At 63.1% G+C, this 17,111-nt stretch carries 14 protein-coding genes; 6 read left to right on the top strand and 8 right to left on the bottom strand.

Translation table 11 applies throughout. The annotated features are described in order from the left end of the window. Positions 1–171 precede the first annotated feature (171 nt). The 3 genes from SS05631_RS22300 (at position 172) to SS05631_RS22290 (ending at position 3,647) form a co-directional block, all read left to right on the top strand. Positions 172–2,121: a methyl-accepting chemotaxis protein gene (locus tag SS05631_RS22300; RefSeq protein ID WP_037419428.1), complete on the top strand. Its 1,950-nt coding sequence runs from the start codon at positions 172–174 to the stop codon at positions 2,119–2,121. A gap of 198 nt (positions 2,122–2,319) precedes the next feature. Then, positions 2,320–2,790 carry a carboxymuconolactone decarboxylase family protein gene (locus SS05631_RS22295; protein ID WP_037419425.1) on the top strand — a complete coding sequence of 157 codons (471 nt, stop codon included), beginning with the start codon at positions 2,320–2,322 and terminating at the stop codon, positions 2,788–2,790. Continuing rightward, positions 2,790–3,647, top strand: coding sequence for a sigma-70 family RNA polymerase sigma factor (locus SS05631_RS22290; RefSeq protein ID WP_037419423.1), 858 nt, complete (start codon positions 2,790–2,792; stop codon positions 3,645–3,647). The genes SS05631_RS22295 and SS05631_RS22290 overlap by 1 nt, the downstream gene beginning before the upstream one ends. A gap of 80 nt (positions 3,648–3,727) precedes the next feature. On the opposite strand, the gene SS05631_RS22285 is transcribed toward SS05631_RS22290, so the two are convergent. Beyond that, positions 3,728–3,979 (bottom strand): helix-turn-helix transcriptional regulator, encoded by a 252-nt coding sequence (locus SS05631_RS22285; RefSeq protein WP_037419419.1) that lies wholly within the window; start codon positions 3,977–3,979, stop codon positions 3,728–3,730. A gap of 568 nt (positions 3,980–4,547) precedes the next feature. Here SS05631_RS22285 and SS05631_RS22280 point away from each other — a divergent pair. Next, positions 4,548–6,368 (top strand): ABC transporter ATP-binding protein/permease, encoded by a 1,821-nt coding sequence (locus tag SS05631_RS22280; RefSeq protein ID WP_037419417.1) that lies wholly within the window; start codon positions 4,548–4,550, stop codon positions 6,366–6,368. Between the two features lie 12 nt (positions 6,369–6,380). Here SS05631_RS22280 and queE read toward each other — a convergent pair whose 3' ends face one another. Genes queE through queC form a run of 3 tightly spaced genes read right to left on the bottom strand, consistent with a single transcriptional unit; the run spans position 6,381 to position 8,181 of the window. Further along, positions 6,381–7,118, bottom strand: coding sequence for a 7-carboxy-7-deazaguanine synthase QueE (gene queE / locus SS05631_RS22275; RefSeq protein ID WP_037419414.1), 738 nt, complete (start codon positions 7,116–7,118; stop codon positions 6,381–6,383). Further along, a complete protein-coding gene (gene queD, locus SS05631_RS22270) occupies positions 7,115–7,471 on the bottom strand; it encodes a 6-carboxytetrahydropterin synthase QueD (protein WP_037419525.1) in 357 nt (118 codons plus the stop codon). The genes queE and queD overlap by 4 nt, the downstream gene beginning before the upstream one ends. Continuing rightward, complete coding sequence (gene queC, locus SS05631_RS22265; protein ID WP_037419412.1) at positions 7,471–8,181, bottom strand: 7-cyano-7-deazaguanine synthase QueC; 711 nt, start codon at positions 8,179–8,181, stop codon at positions 7,471–7,473. Before queC ends, queD begins: the two co-directional genes overlap by 1 nt. 332 nt (positions 8,182–8,513) lie before the next feature. Here queC and SS05631_RS22260 point away from each other — a divergent pair, with 332 nt between their 5' ends. Beyond that, complete coding sequence (locus tag SS05631_RS22260; protein WP_037419409.1) at positions 8,514–10,100, top strand: glycosyltransferase family 39 protein; 1,587 nt, start codon at positions 8,514–8,516, stop codon at positions 10,098–10,100. A 102-nt stretch (positions 10,101–10,202) separates the two neighbouring features. Here SS05631_RS22260 and SS05631_RS22255 read toward each other — a convergent pair whose 3' ends face one another. Next, positions 10,203–12,017 (bottom strand): ABC transporter ATP-binding protein, encoded by a 1,815-nt coding sequence (locus SS05631_RS22255; RefSeq protein ID WP_037419406.1) that lies wholly within the window; start codon positions 12,015–12,017, stop codon positions 10,203–10,205. A 501-nt stretch (positions 12,018–12,518) separates the two neighbouring features. Here SS05631_RS22255 and galE point away from each other — a divergent pair. Next, entirely contained in the window at positions 12,519–13,499 is a 981-nt protein-coding gene (galE, locus tag SS05631_RS22250) for a UDP-glucose 4-epimerase GalE (protein WP_037419522.1), read from the top strand. Between the two features lie 22 nt (positions 13,500–13,521). Here galE and SS05631_RS22245 read toward each other — a convergent pair whose 3' ends face one another. From SS05631_RS22245 to SS05631_RS22235, 3 genes are read right to left on the bottom strand one after another with little or no spacing between them, the layout of a single operon-like run. After that, a complete protein-coding gene (locus SS05631_RS22245) occupies positions 13,522–14,529 on the bottom strand; it encodes an acyltransferase (RefSeq protein ID WP_037419403.1) in 1,008 nt (335 codons plus the stop codon). Positions 14,530–14,549: 20 nt separating this feature from the next. Continuing rightward, positions 14,550–15,830 carry an O-antigen ligase gene (locus tag SS05631_RS22240; protein ID WP_037419400.1) on the bottom strand — a complete coding sequence of 427 codons (1,281 nt, stop codon included), beginning with the start codon at positions 15,828–15,830 and terminating at the stop codon, positions 14,550–14,552. Between the two features lie 4 nt (positions 15,831–15,834). After that, positions 15,835–17,100 carry a polysaccharide biosynthesis/export family protein gene (locus tag SS05631_RS22235; RefSeq protein ID WP_037419397.1) on the bottom strand — a complete coding sequence of 422 codons (1,266 nt, stop codon included), beginning with the start codon at positions 17,098–17,100 and terminating at the stop codon, positions 15,835–15,837. Positions 17,101–17,111 lie beyond the last annotated feature (11 nt).

Raw genomic sequence — 17,111 nt, 5'->3', positions numbered from 1 at the left:
CGAGGGTTTCGCTGCCTTCTCGGTAAAGCTGTGAAGCTTCATTAATCTTCGCAACCTCTTGATGCAGAAACGTGGCGCCAATGCTGCCTCAGGCAGCCTCTCGCGACTCCTGCCGCTCGAATGATTTGAGGGGCCTCTCCAACCTCTCTCATTCGTGCTCAGGACAAGGCAATGAAAAATTGGTCGACTATTCTCAAGATGCTGGTCATCCTCGGCGCCTTCGGTTTGTTTTCGTTAGGCACCGGCTTCTACGCCTCAATACAGATCATGAAGATTGACGGCGGCTATTCGAATTTGCTCGTCGAGCAGGTTCGCGCAGCGCAAAACATGGCCTCGGCGGGCCGGGCCTTGCAGCGAGCCCGAGCAGCGATTGCCGACAGCATCATGCTGACCGATCCCAAGGCGGTCGAGCAAGCCAACTCCGAACTGGCCGGGGCCAAGCAGACTTTCTCGGAACTGATGGACGTCGCCGCGCAGGCAAGTCCCGAGAACAAACATATCCCGGAATTCAAGCAGGCTGGTCTGGACGTCCTCGAAAAGCAGTGCGCACGAGCCCTCGATCAAGGATCGAAAACGACGAATGCCATGGAAACGATGTCGGCGGTCAAGACATTCGCGACCGAATGCCAACCCGGCTTTCCACAACTGGCCGAGCAAATCGTCACCGAGACACGGACTTTGGAGCAGGCCGCACTCAAGGCCAGCGACGACCTCACGATCGTTTCGACATCAACCAGCAACAATACGCTCCTGATCCTGTTCGGTGGGCTCGCCCTTGTTCTGACAGCCTCCTATTTTGCTGTAAATTCGTGGATCGTGAAACCGATCAACGCCCTTCGCGACCTGATGGCGGTTCTCGCCGGCGGCAATCTCGACGTTGACGTCGAGGGAACCGAGCGCCGCGACGAGATCGGCAAGATGGCCGCGGCCGTTCAGGTCTTCAAGGACAATGGCCTCAAGGCTCGCGAACTGGAGGGCCAGTCCGAGGAGATGCGGGCCACGGCCGAGCGCAACCGTCAGGCGGAGCAGGAGCGGACCGCTCGCGAGGCGGAGCAATTGCGTCTCGCGACGTCGACGCTTGGCGACGCATTGAAGCGGCTCGCCCATGGCGACCTCGCCTGCCGGATCAATGCAGCCTTCGCGGCCGAATACGAGCCCCTTCGCGCCGATTTCAACGCGACGGTCGATCAACTGAGCCGCACCATCAGTGCCGTCGCCGTCTCGGTGCACAGCATGGACAATGGCACGAGGGAGATTTCGTCGGGTGCGAACGATCTTTCCAAGCGCACCGAGCAGCAGGCCGCCTCGCTGGAAGAAACCGCCGCGGCCCTGGACCAGATCACAGCGAACGTCGGCAACTCGACCAAGCGTACCGAGGAAGCCCGCACCGTCGCCAGCCGGGCCAATCACTCGGCGGTTCATTCGGCCGAGGTCGTTTCCCAGGCAGAAGGGGCGATGAAGAAAATCGAGGAGAGCTCGCAGCAGATCTCCAACATAATCGGGGTGATCGACGAGATCGCCTTCCAGACCAACCTCCTGGCGCTGAATGCCGGCGTCGAAGCCGCCCGCGCCGGCGAGGCCGGCAAGGGCTTCGCGGTCGTCGCCCAGGAAGTGCGGGAGCTCGCCCAACGCTCGGCCCAAGCCGCCAAGGAGATCAAGGGCCTGATCCAGAACTCCTCCGCCGATGTCGGGAGCGGCGTCAAGCTGGTGCGCGACACGGGCGAGGCATTGAAAACGATCGGCGGCTTCATCGTAGAGATCAATGCCCATATGGAAGCAATCGCAATCTCGGCCAGGGAACAGTCGACCGGGCTTGCCGAAATCAACACCGCCGTCAACCAGATGGACCAGACGACGCAGCAGAATGCGGCGATGGTGGAGCAGTCCAGCGCCGCTGCCGTCTCGCTGGCGCAGGAAGCGTCGAAACTGCGCGACCTCGTCGGTCAGTTCCGGCTCGACGCCGCCGCCCAGCTCTCGGCTCCCGCGCAGACAGCCCGTGCAGCAACACCGGACAGCAAGCCGGTCGCGTCTCCTGCCCGCGCCCTCGGCCGGAAGATCGCCGGCGCCTTTGGCGGCAAGGCGACGGCCGCAGCCGCGGCGGAGGACTGGGAGGAGTTTTGACGGCTGGCCGACGGCCATATGCCGGAATAGACGCCCCTGTCGAACCAGTGCCAAAGGCCATGGGATCCGAGCGATCCCATGGCCTTAACGCTTTTCGACGTCTAAGGCCGTCAATGGGAGATAAAAAAGTCGGCGTCCATGTCACACTTGCAGGGTCCCGTCTCGTCATGATGTGGTAACCAACAAGAGGAAGCCATCATGACTGCCAAACTTGATCCTTTCGCCGCCGCCCCCGCCCTCATGAAGAACTGGATGAGCACCTCGCTCGCCGTCGCTTCGAGCCTCGAGGCCAGCCTGATCGAACTCGTCAAGATCCGCGCATCGCAGATCAATGTTTGCGCCAACTGCATCAACATGCATACGGCGGAAGCGCGCGCGAAGGGCGAGACCGAGCAGCGGATCTATCTGCTGTCGGCCTGGCGCGAGGCGCCGTGCTATACGGATCGCGAACGGGCCGCGCTCGGCTGGACCGAGGCGCTGACGCGGCTGTCGGAAGGACATGTGCATGAAAGCGCCTACCAGGCCCTGCAGGCTCACTTCACGGAGGAGGAGCAGGTGAAGCTCACGCTGATGGTCAATGTCATCAACGGCTGGAACCGCCTCGCGGTCGGCTTCGGCCTATGGGTCGATCCGGCCGCGGCAGCGGCCGCTGCCAAGGCGGTCGCCTGATGGCCGTCACCGGGCACGAAGATGCAGCGGCGGGTTTCGACCCGCTGCGTCCGAAGCTGATGCGCGTTGCCTATCGTATGCTGGGCTCCGTTGCCGATGCCGAGGACGTGCTGCAGGAGGCCTTCATCCGCTGGATGGGGGCCAACCGCGCCGCGGTCAGGGAGCCCGAGGCGTTCCTGCGTCGCACCGTGACGCGGCTGTGCCTCGATCAGCTGAAATCGGCCCGGCGCCAGCGCGAGACCTATGTGGGGCCCTGGCTCCCCGATCCTGTCGTGGAAGAGGAGGAAGAGGAGGACGTCACCTTGCCGCTGATGCTGGCGCTGGAGCGCCTCTCGCCGCTCGAGCGCGCCGCCTTTTTGCTGCATGACGTGTTCGGACTGGCTTTCGAGGAGGTCGCGACGACCATAAAGCGCGATCCGGCCGCCTGCCGGCAACTCGCCGCCCGCGCGCGCACCCATGTCCGCGAGGCGCGGCCGCGCTTTCGGGTCGAGAAGGAGCGCGGCCTCGAGCTGGCGAAGGCATTCTTCGACGCATCGCGCAGCGGCGACATGAAGGCGCTCGGCACCATGCTGGCGGCCGATGTCAGCCTCCATTCCGACGGCGGCGGCAAGCGGTCGGCGGCCATACGGCCGATCATCGGGTATGATGCGGTGATGAAGGTGCACGAATATCTGGCGGGATTGTTCCGCAAGAACGGCTCGAAACTCGTTCGCGCCGGCTTCGTCAATGGTCTGCCGGGCTTCGTCACGCTCGAAGCCGACGGCGAACTCCAGACGACCGCACTCGAAATCGAAAACGGAAGAGTCGCCGCGATCTATGTCGTGCGCAACCCCGACAAGCTCCGGCACCTGCATTAGCCGGAGGCGATGAGCGATCTCAGAAGAATTGGGGAACGGAGGGCGACCCGGCCGACGCATCTCGCCGGCCGGTCGTTCAATCAGATTTCGCCGGGCAGGAAGTCCGAAATCGGCACCTGAAGGGCTATGGCGATTCGCTTCAGTTTTGCCGGACTATTATCCATGCCGCTTTCAATTTCGCTGATTTCAGCATTGGCGAGACCACAGGTGACGGCAAGATCTTCGATACTGTAGCCGACGGCCTCACGAGCGGCCCTGACGCGAGCGGCGATATCGCCGCCGACTATGGCAGAGGCGTGCTTGTGGCCAATGCTGGAGGGTGAAATGGACATAAATGTCTCCTTCTCTAGGCATTAAATTCTATGCGAATTCGCGGTTGAGTGCGGGTGACACGCGCCTTGGGACAAGCGGTAACGTTTTATGTCAATGTTGTAACATGAACAAGCCGAAATACGCCGCACCGCGACGATTGCGCTCGTAAGGCGATCACGGCAGCGGCCTTGCGCGTCCCCAATTGATATCAAAATCTGTTTCCATGAGGGCCGGTTGCCCGTACACTGGCGACATGGTTGTTACTGATTTGGCTGCATTTCAGCATTTACGGATATTCAGTCGTATACTTGCCTTTCCCGGGCTGCCGCCCGCCCCCGAATGCGGTCCTAGCAACGGCAGTCTCCGACCGTTCCGACTTTTACAGGACGAGCAATTGCCGCCGATCCTGGAGCGGGGCATCGACCTCGTTGATTCGGTATCGCCGCGAGCCTGCATCTCCTGCAGGACCGACCGAGATCGCAAAAACCCTGAACCGTCTGTTGATGCGTCGTGCTTGCCGATGAGCGCGGTGTACCGACCGTCGGGATAGGCCCGACAGGCTGTGCCCTTCGAAGGGAGGAACTGACGATGAAGAAACCGACCGGCAAGAAGACCGCGCCCCGATCGCCGGCCGCACCACCCGAGGGCAGCAGTATCTGGCAGCAGTTCGACATGATGCGGCGTGCCTTCGTCGCCTCGCCGCTTCTGAAGCCGATCCTGTGGCTGACCACTGGCAGCCTCGCTGTCATCATAGTCACCGCGATCGGTCAGATCATTCTCAACCGCTGGTACCGACCGTTCTTCGACTCGATCGAGCGGCGCGATCTCAACGCCTTTTTTTATCAGCTGCTGCTGTTCGTCGTCATCGCCGGCGTTCTCTTGATATTCAATGTCACCCAACAGTGGCTCAACCAGATGGTGCGGCTGAAACTGCGTGAAGGACTGACATTGGATCTGATCGGTCAGTGGATGCGGCCGCGCCGTGCCTTTCGACTCGCGAATGGCGGCGCGATTGGCGTCAATCCGGACCAGAGGATGCAGGAGGATGCCGGCCACCTGGCCGACCTTACCACCGATCTCGGCTTCGGCCTCGTGCAATCGTCGATCCTGCTCGCCTCCTTCGTGGGCGTACTCTGGTCGCTCTCAGCCGGATTCGCCTTCCAGATCGGCGACAGATCACTGGAGATCCCCGGCTATATGGTTTGGGCGGCGATCCTCTACGCCGGCTCCGCCTCCTGCGTGAGCTGGCTGGTCGCGCGGCCGCTCGTCGGCCTGAACGGCGAGCGCTATGCCCGAGAGGCGGATCTGCGATTCTCGATGATGCATGTCAACGAGCATATCGACGCCATATCGCTGGCGGGCGGTGAAGACGGAGAACGCAGACGTCTGGAACTCGATCTTTCCTCCGTGCTCGGGTCCGTGCGCAACATTTATCGCGCCCAGATCAATCTTGCCTGGGTGCAGGACGGCTATGGCTGGGTGACGGTCGTCGCACCGATCCTGATCGCCGCACCCGTCTATTTCGCGGGAAATATCAGCTTCGGCGGTCTAATGATGGCCGTCGGCGCCTTCAACCAGGTGCACTCTTCGCTCAAATGGTTCGTGGCCAATATCGGTGCGATCGCCGACTGGCGCGCGACACTGTTGCGGGTTGCCGCATTCCGGCGCGCGCTCATTGTGGCGGACACGCTGCACGACCGGGAAAAGCGGATAGAATTCGTCGAGAACGACAGAGCCAGCCTGACCTTCGACAATCTCGAAGTGGTTTCCCCGTCGGGCCGGACGAGGCTCGCCGAGCCCCATATCGAGATCGGCGCCGGCCAGCGCGTCATCATCAGCGGCGATCCACGCGCCGGCAAGACATTGCTCTTCCGTGCCCTCGCCGGTCTCTGGCCCTGGGGCGGCGGACGCGTCGGTTTGCCCGTCGACGATTCCGTCGCCTTCATTCCACGCGCGCCCTATTTCCCGCGGGGTCGGTTGCGCAATGCGCTTGCCTATCCTCACTCCAACGGCTTTGCCGATTCGGAGATCGTCGCCGCGCTGACGAAAGTCGGCCTCGACCACCTGGCGACATCCCTCGACCAGGAAGCCCGGTGGGAGCGCGAGCTCAGCGACGACGACCAGCGCCTCCTGGCTTTTGCCCGGATACTCCTGCAACGGCCGCGCTGGGTGATCATTGATGAAGCACTGGAGACGATGGACAGCGACGCGCTGAAGCGCGCGCTATCGATCTTCGAAACCGACCTCAGGGAAACGGCGGTCATCAAGATCGGCCGCACGCCGCGCAATGGCGCGCTGTTTTCCCGCGTCATCCATCTCGTCAAGGATGCCGAAGGCCCGGCATTGAAGCCGGTGCGCTTCGCTGAGGGCGTGCCCGAGAAGGAATTGGCAACACAGGGCGCGCCTTGACGGCGACGCGCTTTAAACGCCGCGCCGGTTGCCCCAGATGAGCACATGCAGCTGCGGCAGCACGCGCACCTCGAACCATTTGTCGGCGGACACCCTGTCGACCAGCCAGCGCACCCTCTCCATCACGCCCTCGATGTCGATCGGCGCAACCTCGTCATCCGGAGGTGGCGGCGTGTGGTTGCCCGGCTGCAGATAGACCGGCAACTGCGGATGGCGCGCCGCCGCCGACCGCGCATAGGCATAGTCGACCTCGTCGAAGACGACGATCTTAAGGGCCGTCTGGGGCTTGCCCCTGGACGAGCGGAGACAGGCATCGAAGGCCTCCCAGTCCGTCTCCATGCCGCTCGAGGGCGGCTTCGGGCTCAAGACCAGCATGTCAAGATTGGCGAACCAGTCGCGGGCAACCGAACCCTGCGTCTCAAGGGCGAAACGATAGCCTTCCCGATGCCCCCGGTCGATCAGCGGCCCGAGCGGCTGGATCGCCGGATTGCCACCGGACAGCGAGACCATCACCGGCACGCCTCCGGAGAGCCGGGTGACCTCGCTCCAGACCTCCTCGACCGTCATTGCCCGCCACTCGTCGCGATAGGCGCTGTCGACGGCATGCAGGCTATCGCACCAGGAGCAGCGGTAGTCACATCCGCCGGTCCGGACGAACACCGTCGGGAGGCCAATCAGCGCGCCTTCGCCCTGAATGGTCGGGCCGAAGATCTCGCTGACGCGGATCTCGGCCGGTCGCGTGACGGTCATGGCCGGTATTCCGCCCAGGTCTTCTCCGTCTCGCTGACGCGCACGGCCGTCGTTTCCGGCAACCGCGCCTTGCACCATTCATAGAAATGCTGTGCCAGACACTCCGCCGTCACCCGGTCGTGGCCGAGCACGTCGTTCAGATGGCGGTGGTCGAAGGCCTCGTCGATATAGTGCTTAAGCGGCGCCAGCTCGTGATAGTCGCGCACGAAGCCGTGCTCGTTCAGCGTTTCGGCCGAAAGCTCCACTTCGACGACATAGTTGTGACCGTGCAGCCTTGCGCATTGATGCTCGGGCGGCAGGCTTGTCAGCTGGTGCGAGGCGGAGAAGTGGAACTCCTTGGTGATGCGGAACATCATCGCACCTCCTCGGCCGCGAAGGCGCGGGTGGCCGCGATCCAGAAATCCGGATCCTCGTATTCGGTCGGATCGGCGGCGCCGGCGAGATGGAAGGCTTCTCGCCGCTCGACGCAGGTGCCGCAGCGGCCGCAATGGCGCGCGCCGCCCTTGTAGCAGGACCAGGTCTCGGCAAAGGGCGTTCCATGTTTCGCGCCGTCGGCGACGATGTCTGCCTTCGAGACATTGACATACGGGGTATGGAGCGTGATGTCGGCATATCCCTCCAGCGCATGGTTCTGCATCGTCTGGAAGGCAGCGATGAAGCCTGGCCGACAATCGGGATAGATGAAGTGGTCGCCGCCGTGCACCGCGGCCGCGACCGCGTCGGCCTTGCGGGCAGCCGCAACGCCGAAGGCGATCGCCAGCATGATGGCGTTGCGGTTCGGCACGATCGTCGTCTTCATCGTCTCTTCCGCATAATGGCCGTCCGGCACGTCGACGTCGTCGGTCAGCGCCGAGCCGGTGAGATGGCGGCCGATCTCGCGAATGTCGATGATCTGGTGCGGCACGCCGAGGCGCCTGGCGCAGGCGGCGGCGAAGTCCAGTTCCTTGCGGTGCCGCTGGCCGTAGTCGAACGACAGGAGGCCGAGCAGTTCGTGCTCCGCCGCGATCCCGTGCGCAAGCGAAACGGAATCCAATCCGCCGGAGCAGATTACGATGGTTTTCATGACAGGTGTCCTTGTTTTGACCGGGTAGGCTGCGACCGGGGAGTTACCTGCCGGTTTTTTAGAGCCTTTTATGTCCAAATGAAAGGTCTCTCTGTGTGTGTGAAGCTCGATACCGCCTCAGCGAAATTCACTTCCACCATGAGCGCAGTGACACAAGGTCCAGGATCCGGCCCCAGGGCAATTCGTTCTGCTGCTACCCTGGCGACAATCAGAGATTGCTTGACTATAGTGTCCGCGACTGTGGACACCGAAGCTGCCGCTCCAAATCGGCGAGGCACGCAAATGTCAGCTGTCGCATACAGAGTTTTGCATCGTTCGGCCGGTGAAGGTATATGTCGGGTTTCGGTCTCAGGCCCAGCAATGGCGTGGTTCTTGGCGCGATTCTGGTGCTAGCGGCCCTGTTCCGTTTGCACGACGTGCAGCAGCCACTTGTCGACGCCTTCAGTTGGCGCGAAGCCAGCACGGCGATGATGGCTGACAATTTCTTCCTGCGGAGCTGGAACATCTTCTTTCCGGAGGTGAGCTGGACGGGGCCGGGACCCGCCTACCAGGGTCGCGAGCTCCAGGTGATCTCCTATATCACCGCCATGCTTTATGCCGTGTTCGGTTGGGACGAAATGTTCGGGCGGCTCGTCGCCATCGCCTTCGGGGTCTGGGGCGTCTTCGCCCTGCACCGGCTGATCGAACGCATCTGGGGCGCTGCCCATGCCCATGCCGGCGCCTTTCTGCTGTCGATCATGCCAGGCGCCGTGATGATCGACCGCTCTTTCCTGCCCGATCCGGCGATGTTGTCGCTGGTGACAACCGGCGCCTGGCTCTATGTGGCCTATCTGCAGAACGACCGAATACCGCTGCTCCTCGCGGCCGGGCTGATCACCACCATCGGCGTACTTGCCAAGCTGCCGGGTATCGCAGCCGTCGTGCCGATGACCTATGCGACATTTCTCATCCTGCAGCGGCGAGGCAAGCTCAGTCTTCGCCGTATCCTGCAAATCCTACCTGTCTCGCTCATCGCCGGAGCGCTCATTCTCGTCTACTACCGCTGGGCCCACTATCTCGGCACCAACTATCCGCCCTATCACATCGCCGGCAGCGGTTATCTCTGGAGCGATGGGGTTGCCAAGTTCGTCAGCGAAGGGTTCTACATTCCCGCCACTTGGAAGATCGCCAGCAACTGGCTCTTCACCCTGCCCGTGATGATGCTTGCGGGCGTCGCACTCTTGGCCGCACCGCCGACGACACCTGAAACGGCACCCGGCCGCGCGGCCTGGTTCTTCCATGTCTGGCTCGCCGGCGCGGCGCTCGTCTATTTCTTCGCCGCGCGCGAGATCAAGACCAATCCCTGGAACTTTCACATCTTCAACGTGCCGATGGCCGCACTTGCCGGGCGCGGGCTGATCCTGTTGAGCAGTATAGGCGGCGATCGGGCAGGGGGTATTCGATCGCGCGCGCTGCGTTTGGCGGCGATCACAGCCGTCGTCATTGTCGGCGGCAGCATACCCGGGCTCACGCTGATGAAGACGCCCTATGCGGATTCCGGCCATAAGCTCGGCGAGCGGCTCAGCGAACTCAGCCAACCCGGCGATCTCGTCGTCACCGCCACCCCCACGATCGGCGATCCGGTGGCGATCTATTACAGCCGTCGCCGCGGCTGGGTTTTCCCGCCGGGCGGCGGCGAAAACGACTGGTCGATGCTGCTTGCGGATGAGGACGCGATCCCGACGCTGGAGGCGCTGCGCGCCCAAAACGCCACGTGGTTCGGGATCACCAAGAACGCGCGCGACATGCAGCGGCGCAAGCTCATCGAATACAACAAAGCGCTGATAGCCCACCTCGACAGGACCGCCGAACGCGTAGTCGACGACGATACGATCCTGATCTACCGCCTGGCGCCCCGGGTCGACGCCGCGTCAAATTGATATGCTCTGGTTTCGAGCCGAACGGCAGCCGCGAGTTCGCGACGTTGGCCGGGCAAGAAAATTTCCCTTGCCCGGCCGGCGGCACGCTTGCGACGCCCCCGCTCAGCCATCGCTGAGGACGAGGCCCTTCGTCAGTTCCAGCGCCTGCCTTTCGAAGAGGCTCCGGTAGATGCCGCCCTTGAGGCGGATGAGCGTGTCGTGATCGCCCTCCTCCACGATGCGGCCGCGATCGAACACCAGCAGGCGGTCGAGCGCTCTGACGGTCGACAGCCGGTGGGCGATCACCAGCGTCGTGCGGCCGGTCATCAGCCGTTCCATCGCCTTCTGGATCAGCACCTCGGATTCGGAATCGAGGCTCGACGTCGCTTCGTCGAGGATCAGGATCGGCGCATCCGCCAGGAAGGCCCGGGCGATGGCAACGCGCTGGCGCTCGCCGCCGGACAGCTTGACGCCCCGCTCGCCGACCATCGTCGCGTAGCCCTTCGGCAGCCCGGAGATGAAGTCGTGCGCGCTCGCCAGACGCGCTGCTCCCTCGATCTCGTGCTGCGTCGCACCGGGCCGCCCGTAGGCGATGTTCTCGGCGAGCGAGCGGTGGAACAGAACCGGTTCCTGCTGGACGATGGCAATCTGCTGGCGGAGCGACGCCTGCATGCTGCCGGCGATGTCCTGCCCGTCGATCAGAACCTGGCCCGATTTCACGTCATGCAGCCGCTGGATGAGTTTGACGAAGGTCGTCTTGCCCGAGCCGGAATGTCCGACGAGGCCGACGCGCTCACCGGCGCCGATCGTGACCGAGAATCCGTCATAAAGCGGCGCCCGGTGGGCTCCGTAATGAAACGTCACGTTGCGGAACTCGATCTTGCCGTCGGTGATCTGAATCGGCCGTGCTCCCGGACGATCTTCGACGCCGAGCGGCTGGGCATGGATGGCGACGAGTTCCTCCATGTCGTTGACCGAGCGCTGCAGGTGACGGATATCCATGCCGATCTCCCGCAGATAGCCCTGCAGGATGAAGAAGGAGGTGAGCACGAAGGTGATGTCGCCGGCGCTCGCCTCGCCCTTTGCCCAGAGCAGCAAGGCAGAACCGATGATGGCTGCGCGGACCACCAGCAGCATCGCGCCTTGCGCCGTGCCGTTCAGCGTCGCACGCGACCAGGTACGCCGGGTGCGGTTCTCCCACTTCCGGAGCACCTTCGCCAGGCGGGCCTCCTCGCGCTTCTCCGCGCCGAAACTCTTGACGACGGCGTTGCAGCTCACCGCATCGGCGAGCGCACCGCCAAGACGCGTGTCCCAGCTGTTGGCAAGGCTCGCCATCGGCGCCACGTAGCCGAGCGACAGCAAGACAGTGACGGCTATGAAGAGGACGGACCCAAGCCCGACGATCGCGCCCATGATCGGCCAGTGCCAGGCCATCAGCGCCGTCGAGCCGATGAGCATCACGACCGAGGGAAACAGCGCGATGAGCAGCGTGTCGTTGAAGAGGTCCATCGCCCACATGCCACGCGTCACCTTGCGCACAGTCGAGCCGGCGAAGCTGTTGGCGTGCCATTCGCTGGAGAAGCGCTGAATGTGGTGGAACGCAGCGGCCGCGATGTCGGACATCATCCTCAGCGTCAGGCTGACGATGATCGTGATCGCGGCGTGCTTGAAGACGATGGCGCCGAGGGAAAGGGCCATCATGACCAAGAAGGCCGAGAGCGCGGCATTCCATGCGATCGCATCGCTCGCCGCACCCGAGACGATCGCATCCACCAGACGGCCGGCATAGAGCGGCGTCAGGACATCGGCAAGCGTGGCAAGCAGCACTGTGCAAAGGATGCCGGCAAGCCGCACCGGCTGCTTCTTCCAGTGCGCCCAGGAAAAGCGAAAAACATTGCGGAAGGCACGATCGCGCGCCGCAAAACGAGTGAACGCCATAGGATTTGCCCGGTGGCAACGCACCGGCCCCGAGATCTGATCAGCAAGGGAATGCCGCCCGGAACGATTGCGCGTGCGGCATTGATGAAACGGCGCCGTCTCCGAAAAAGGAGGGGCCGGACGGTGCGGGATCCGTCGGCAATCAGGAAGCGCGGGCGCTCCCGGTCACGAGGTCAGGATCGTGGACCGTCCCTAAGGGAGAAGCAATAGGCTGTCATCGTAACCTCCCTGTTCTGATTGCCGGAAGACTGCTTATAGTTGAAGACACCGATCGAGCCAAGCGCAAATATTGTGCTCCGGCCAGGAGACAGCAAAGTGCTGCATGTCTGCCACAGTCACCTACTCCCTTCGCCGACGCCTGCGAAGCAAAGCGGCATTCGACGTTGTGTGGAGTGCCATCTTTTGCAGAACTTACATATTGTGTTGAAAAATCGCCGCTATTGGTTGCGAAAGCGAACGGCGCTCCATTCCGGTTTCTGAAAGTCATTCCTGAGGTTGCCCGTGCAGAACAACAATATCCTCGTCGTCGGCGGTGCCGGCTATATCGGCTCTCACACCTGCCTTCGACTGGCCGAAAAGGGCTATCACCCGGTCGTCTACGACAATCTTTCCAACGGCCACGAGGAATTCGTCCGCTGGGGCGTTCTGGAGAAGGGCGACATCCGCGATCGGCGGCGCCTCGACGAAGTGCTGGCCCGCCATCAGCCGCGGGCGGTGCTGCATTTCGCGGCGATGATCGAGGTCGGCGAATCGGTCAGGGATCCGGTCGCCTTCTACGACAATAATGTCATCGGAACGCTGACCCTCTTGTCGGCGACGCTTGCCGCCGGCATCGAGGCTTTCGTCTTCTCGTCCACCTGCGCCACCTACGGCCTGCCCGACAGCGTGCCGATGGACGAAACCCACAAGCAGGCTCCAATCAACCCCTATGGCCGGACCAAGTGGGTCTGCGAGCAGGCGCTCAAGGACTACGGCCTCTACAAGGGCCTGCGCTCCGTCATCCTGCGTTATTTCAACGCCGCTGGCGCCGATTTCGAGGGCCGCATCGGCGAATGGCACGAACCGGAGACGCATGCGATTCCGCTGGCGATCGACGCGGCGCTGGGTCGGCGCGAAGGCTTCAAGGTCTTCGGAACGGATTATGAGACGCGCGACGGCACCTGCGTGCGCGACTATATCCATGTTCTCGATCTTGCCGATGCGCATGTGCGCGCCGTCGATTACCTGCTCGAGGGCGGCGACAGCGTCGAGCTCAATCTGGGCACCGGCACGGGGACAACCGTGAAAGAGTTGCTCGGGGCAATCGAGAAGGTCTCCAGGCGGCCGTTCGATGTTAGCTATGTCGGCCGCCGCGAGGGCGACTCGACGACGCTCGTCGCCAACAACGACAAGGCACGGCAAGTGCTCGGCTGGGAGCCGCAATACGACCTGGCGGCAATCACCGAATCGGCCTGGAACTGGCATTCGCGCCGAAACGGCTGAGCAGGCCTGCAGGCTCGCCGGCCTATTGGGCGGTAGGCCCGGTAAGGCCGACGGCCGGCGCCGGCGTCCGTGCACGCTGCAGCAGCGGGCGCTCGACAAGGCCGTAGGCTGCGATACCGGCGACCGTCCCCGCCAGGATCGCCAGGCCCATCGAAATCGCCGCGGGCATGCCCAATAGGCCGCCGGCCTTGGCGACGACCGAGATCGCGAAGGTATGCCATAGATAGATCGAGTAGGAAGCATTGCCGAGCAGGTCCGGCAGGTTCAGCATCGGCATCCGTCCGCTTGCCTCGAGCGACAGCGCGCCAAGAACCAGGAGGACGGCGAGCGGCCCGGTCGTGCGCTCGTCGAAGGAAAGATGAAGGCCCCCGATCAGGGCAAAACCGCCGAGCGAGCAGGCGATCAATGAAGAACCGATTGCCGCCCCGGGAACCTTCCCGCGGAGCCAGAACTCGCCGAGGATAATGCCGGCGACGAATTCGAGGATGATCGGCCGCGTATAGGTCAGCCAGAGAGCATTTTCGCTGGGAGCAACCAACCCGACGGTGACCAGCGCCACGAAGAGGCCGGTAATCGCCGGGAGGCGCCAATGCCGCGGCAGCAGCAGGGAGGCCGCGAACACGGCGTAGAAGAGCATCTCGAAATTCAGGGTCCAGCCCTGCACGAGCACCGGCCAAATCTCGCCACTGCTCGGCGAGCGGGCCGGAAAGAAAACCAGCGAGGCCAGAACGTGGTCGAGGGTCAGCACCAAAGTGGGAAACAAGCCGGCGAGCGCCCCGGTGATCATGACGGCCGTCGCAAACCAGTAGATCGGGACGACGCGGCGGAGGCGATCGGAGATGAATTTCGCGGGGGTCACCGGCCGCCGGTCGCTGATGACCCACATGATGAAGCCGCTGATGACAAAGAAGACGTCCACACCGGCCGCTCCGATCGTAAAATCGTGGCCGGTCTTTTCGGCGGCGTGAAAGATCACGACTGCGAGCGCCGCCGCCGCCCGAAGATACTGAATCGCCCGGATCGTCCCCATCGTCCCCTCTGACCGTGATGTCACATGCTGGGCCGCGGCCGATACGCCGGAGTGGGCCCGTCGCCCGGCCAAAGCCAGGTCACCGCCTGCCGGCGGCGGGCGACCGTCAATTTCCCTGCGGTGAAGTAAAGCAGGAAGGATCCGACATGGTACGGGTTCATGATGTCGATCTCGACGAAGGAGCGGATGAGAAGGAGCATGGCGATGCCGAACAGCACCATGGCCTCCGCGTCACGGTCCTCGGACAGCAGACGCTTCAATTGCCCGAACACCGCCGTGAGAAGCAGCATCGTCAACAGCATCAGGCCTACCAGTCCGGTTTCGACGGCGGCCTCGATATAGGTGTTGTGAAAGTGGAATCCGGAGCGGGCGGTAATGTAGAACTCTTCCCACAGGCGCTCCGCCTCGGAAAATCCCTGCACCCAATAGGCCTGATAGCCGATGCCGAAGATCGGCGAGGCCTGAGCCGCTTCGATCCCTTGCTGCCACAGATAGGTACGTCCGGTGAGCGTCGAATCCTTGCCGAATGCGCCCAGCACGAGATCGATGACACCGGCATAGATGAGTGCAACCGCGGCGACACCGCCGAAAACCGCCACGCCGATAAAGAGCCCTTTCCGGCTCGCGGGCCTGAGCGCCGTGATCGCGCGCATGCCGACACAAAGCCCGAGGATCGCGACAGTCGTCAGCACCGAGGTCGCCGATTGGGAGGCGAACAGCGAATAGGCGGCGATCGCGCCCGCTACCCCGGCAGCGGCCCGCCAGACGCCCCGTTCGCCAAGAACGACGACGGCCATGAAGGCGAAGTAGATGCCGAGCGAGGCATAGAAGCCCAGCTGGTTCTTGGAAGCGAATGCGCCGACGAAGCTGTAGGTGCCGTCGAGCGGATCGTAATGGTAGACGCCGAAGAGCAGCGAATAGACGAGCACGATGGCGACACCCGCGATGGCGCCGCGGGTGAGCGTGCCGATGTCGATCACCCGCATGGCGATGAGCGCGCAGACGATGTGGCTCAGATATTGGATCCCGGCACGTGCCGTCACGCCGGGCGCGGCCGACCAGAACATCGAAAGACAGGCAAGGATCACGAAGGCGAAGATCCAGACGAACCTGCCGTAATTGCCGAGGACCTTGCGGTAGTCGACGAGAACAAGCGGCAGCCACAGGCCGTAATAGGCGAGGACGGAAATCGGTCCGAAACGGGTCGAATAGGCGAAGACGAACAGCGAAAGGGCCACGGCCGCGGTGCCGTAGAGCCCATTCGCGTCAGGATCGATGAGGCTCGCCTTGCGGATCCGCATGCATTCACCGCATCGCCACTGCGGCATTGACCTTGATCACGTCGCCGGGAAGCACCGGCGTCGTTTCGGTCGCCGCGATCTCCTTCGACTTTCCGTCCTGTTCGCGAATGATCGAATAGGTGATGTTTGCAGCCTGCTCGTCCAGTTGTGCCGCCTCGGCCGATTGCATGAGCGCCTCGGTCATCAGATCGCGGCTGGTGCCGAGCTTCAGCGTCAGCGTGTCGAGTTCGGCTTCGGTATTTTGCAGTTCCTGGGCGAGTTGCGCATCCCAGTCGTTGCGCAGGTTGGATTCGTCCTGCGTTGCCTTGCTGACGTCCTGCTTGGCCTTCAGCGAGGTCGTATCGATGTCGAGAAGCTGCGACTGGACGTCCGCCACCCGCTGCTCGAGCGAGAGCTTGCGCTGGCTGAGCGCCAGGCCCTTTTCGGCAAGGCTGTCGACCTTGTCCAGGTCCTCGGTGGCGAGCTCCAGCTGACGCTGCTGCGTTTCGGATTTCTTCGCCAGCGAGTCGATCTCGCTCTGCAGCAGCGATTTGAGATCAGCCAGGGCGTCGAGCTGGCGTTCCTGCCGCTTGTCGCGCGACACCATCAGAGCCGTCTCGCTTTCGAGCAGCTTGTCGACACCGGGGACGTTCTTGAGCTCCTCCGGCAACGTGATCTTGTCGTGCTTGGCAATTTCCGCCTGAAGGCGGGCTCGGCGAATGAGCAGGCGGTTGCGCTCCGCCACCTGGACCGACGAATCGCCGTTCGCAGCGATATAGTCGCGTGCAAAGCGCTGGCCGGTCGGGCCCCGACGCAGTCCGCCGCCAAGGCTGATTGCCTTGAGCACGGTGAGATTGGGGGCATAGGGATATTCGCCTGGCGTCTCGACCTCGCCGTAGAGATAGACCGGACGGTATTGCGCCATCTCAACCGAGGCTGACGGCCGGTCGCGAAGCCCGAAGAGCTTTTGCATCTTGATGCCGATCTCTTCGGCGAGTTCCGTTGTCGTGCGGCCGGATGCAGGCAGATCGCCGACGAAAGGCAGCGACACCTTGCCGGAGGCGCCGACCGTATATTCACCGCCGACAGCCGACCAATCCCGGACCGCGCCTTCGGCGGTCTGCCATTCGGCAACGCGAATCCGCAACTTGTCCATGACGCCGAGGCGATAATCGTCCGCCCGAGCAATGCCAGCACCCGACAAGACAAGCGCCGCGCAGAGTGCGAGGCGGGCGAAATGGAAAAACTTGCGGGAGCCGGCTGGCACCCCTGGAACTCTGATCGATTGCATCTGGGATTTCC

Origin of the sequence: Sinorhizobium sp. CCBAU 05631 (genome assembly GCF_002288505.1) — a bacterium.
GTDB lineage: Bacteria > Pseudomonadota > Alphaproteobacteria > Rhizobiales > Rhizobiaceae > Sinorhizobium > Sinorhizobium fredii_C.
The sequence above is the reverse complement of the archived record's forward strand: the minus strand, read 5'-3'. Positions and strand labels throughout refer to the sequence as shown.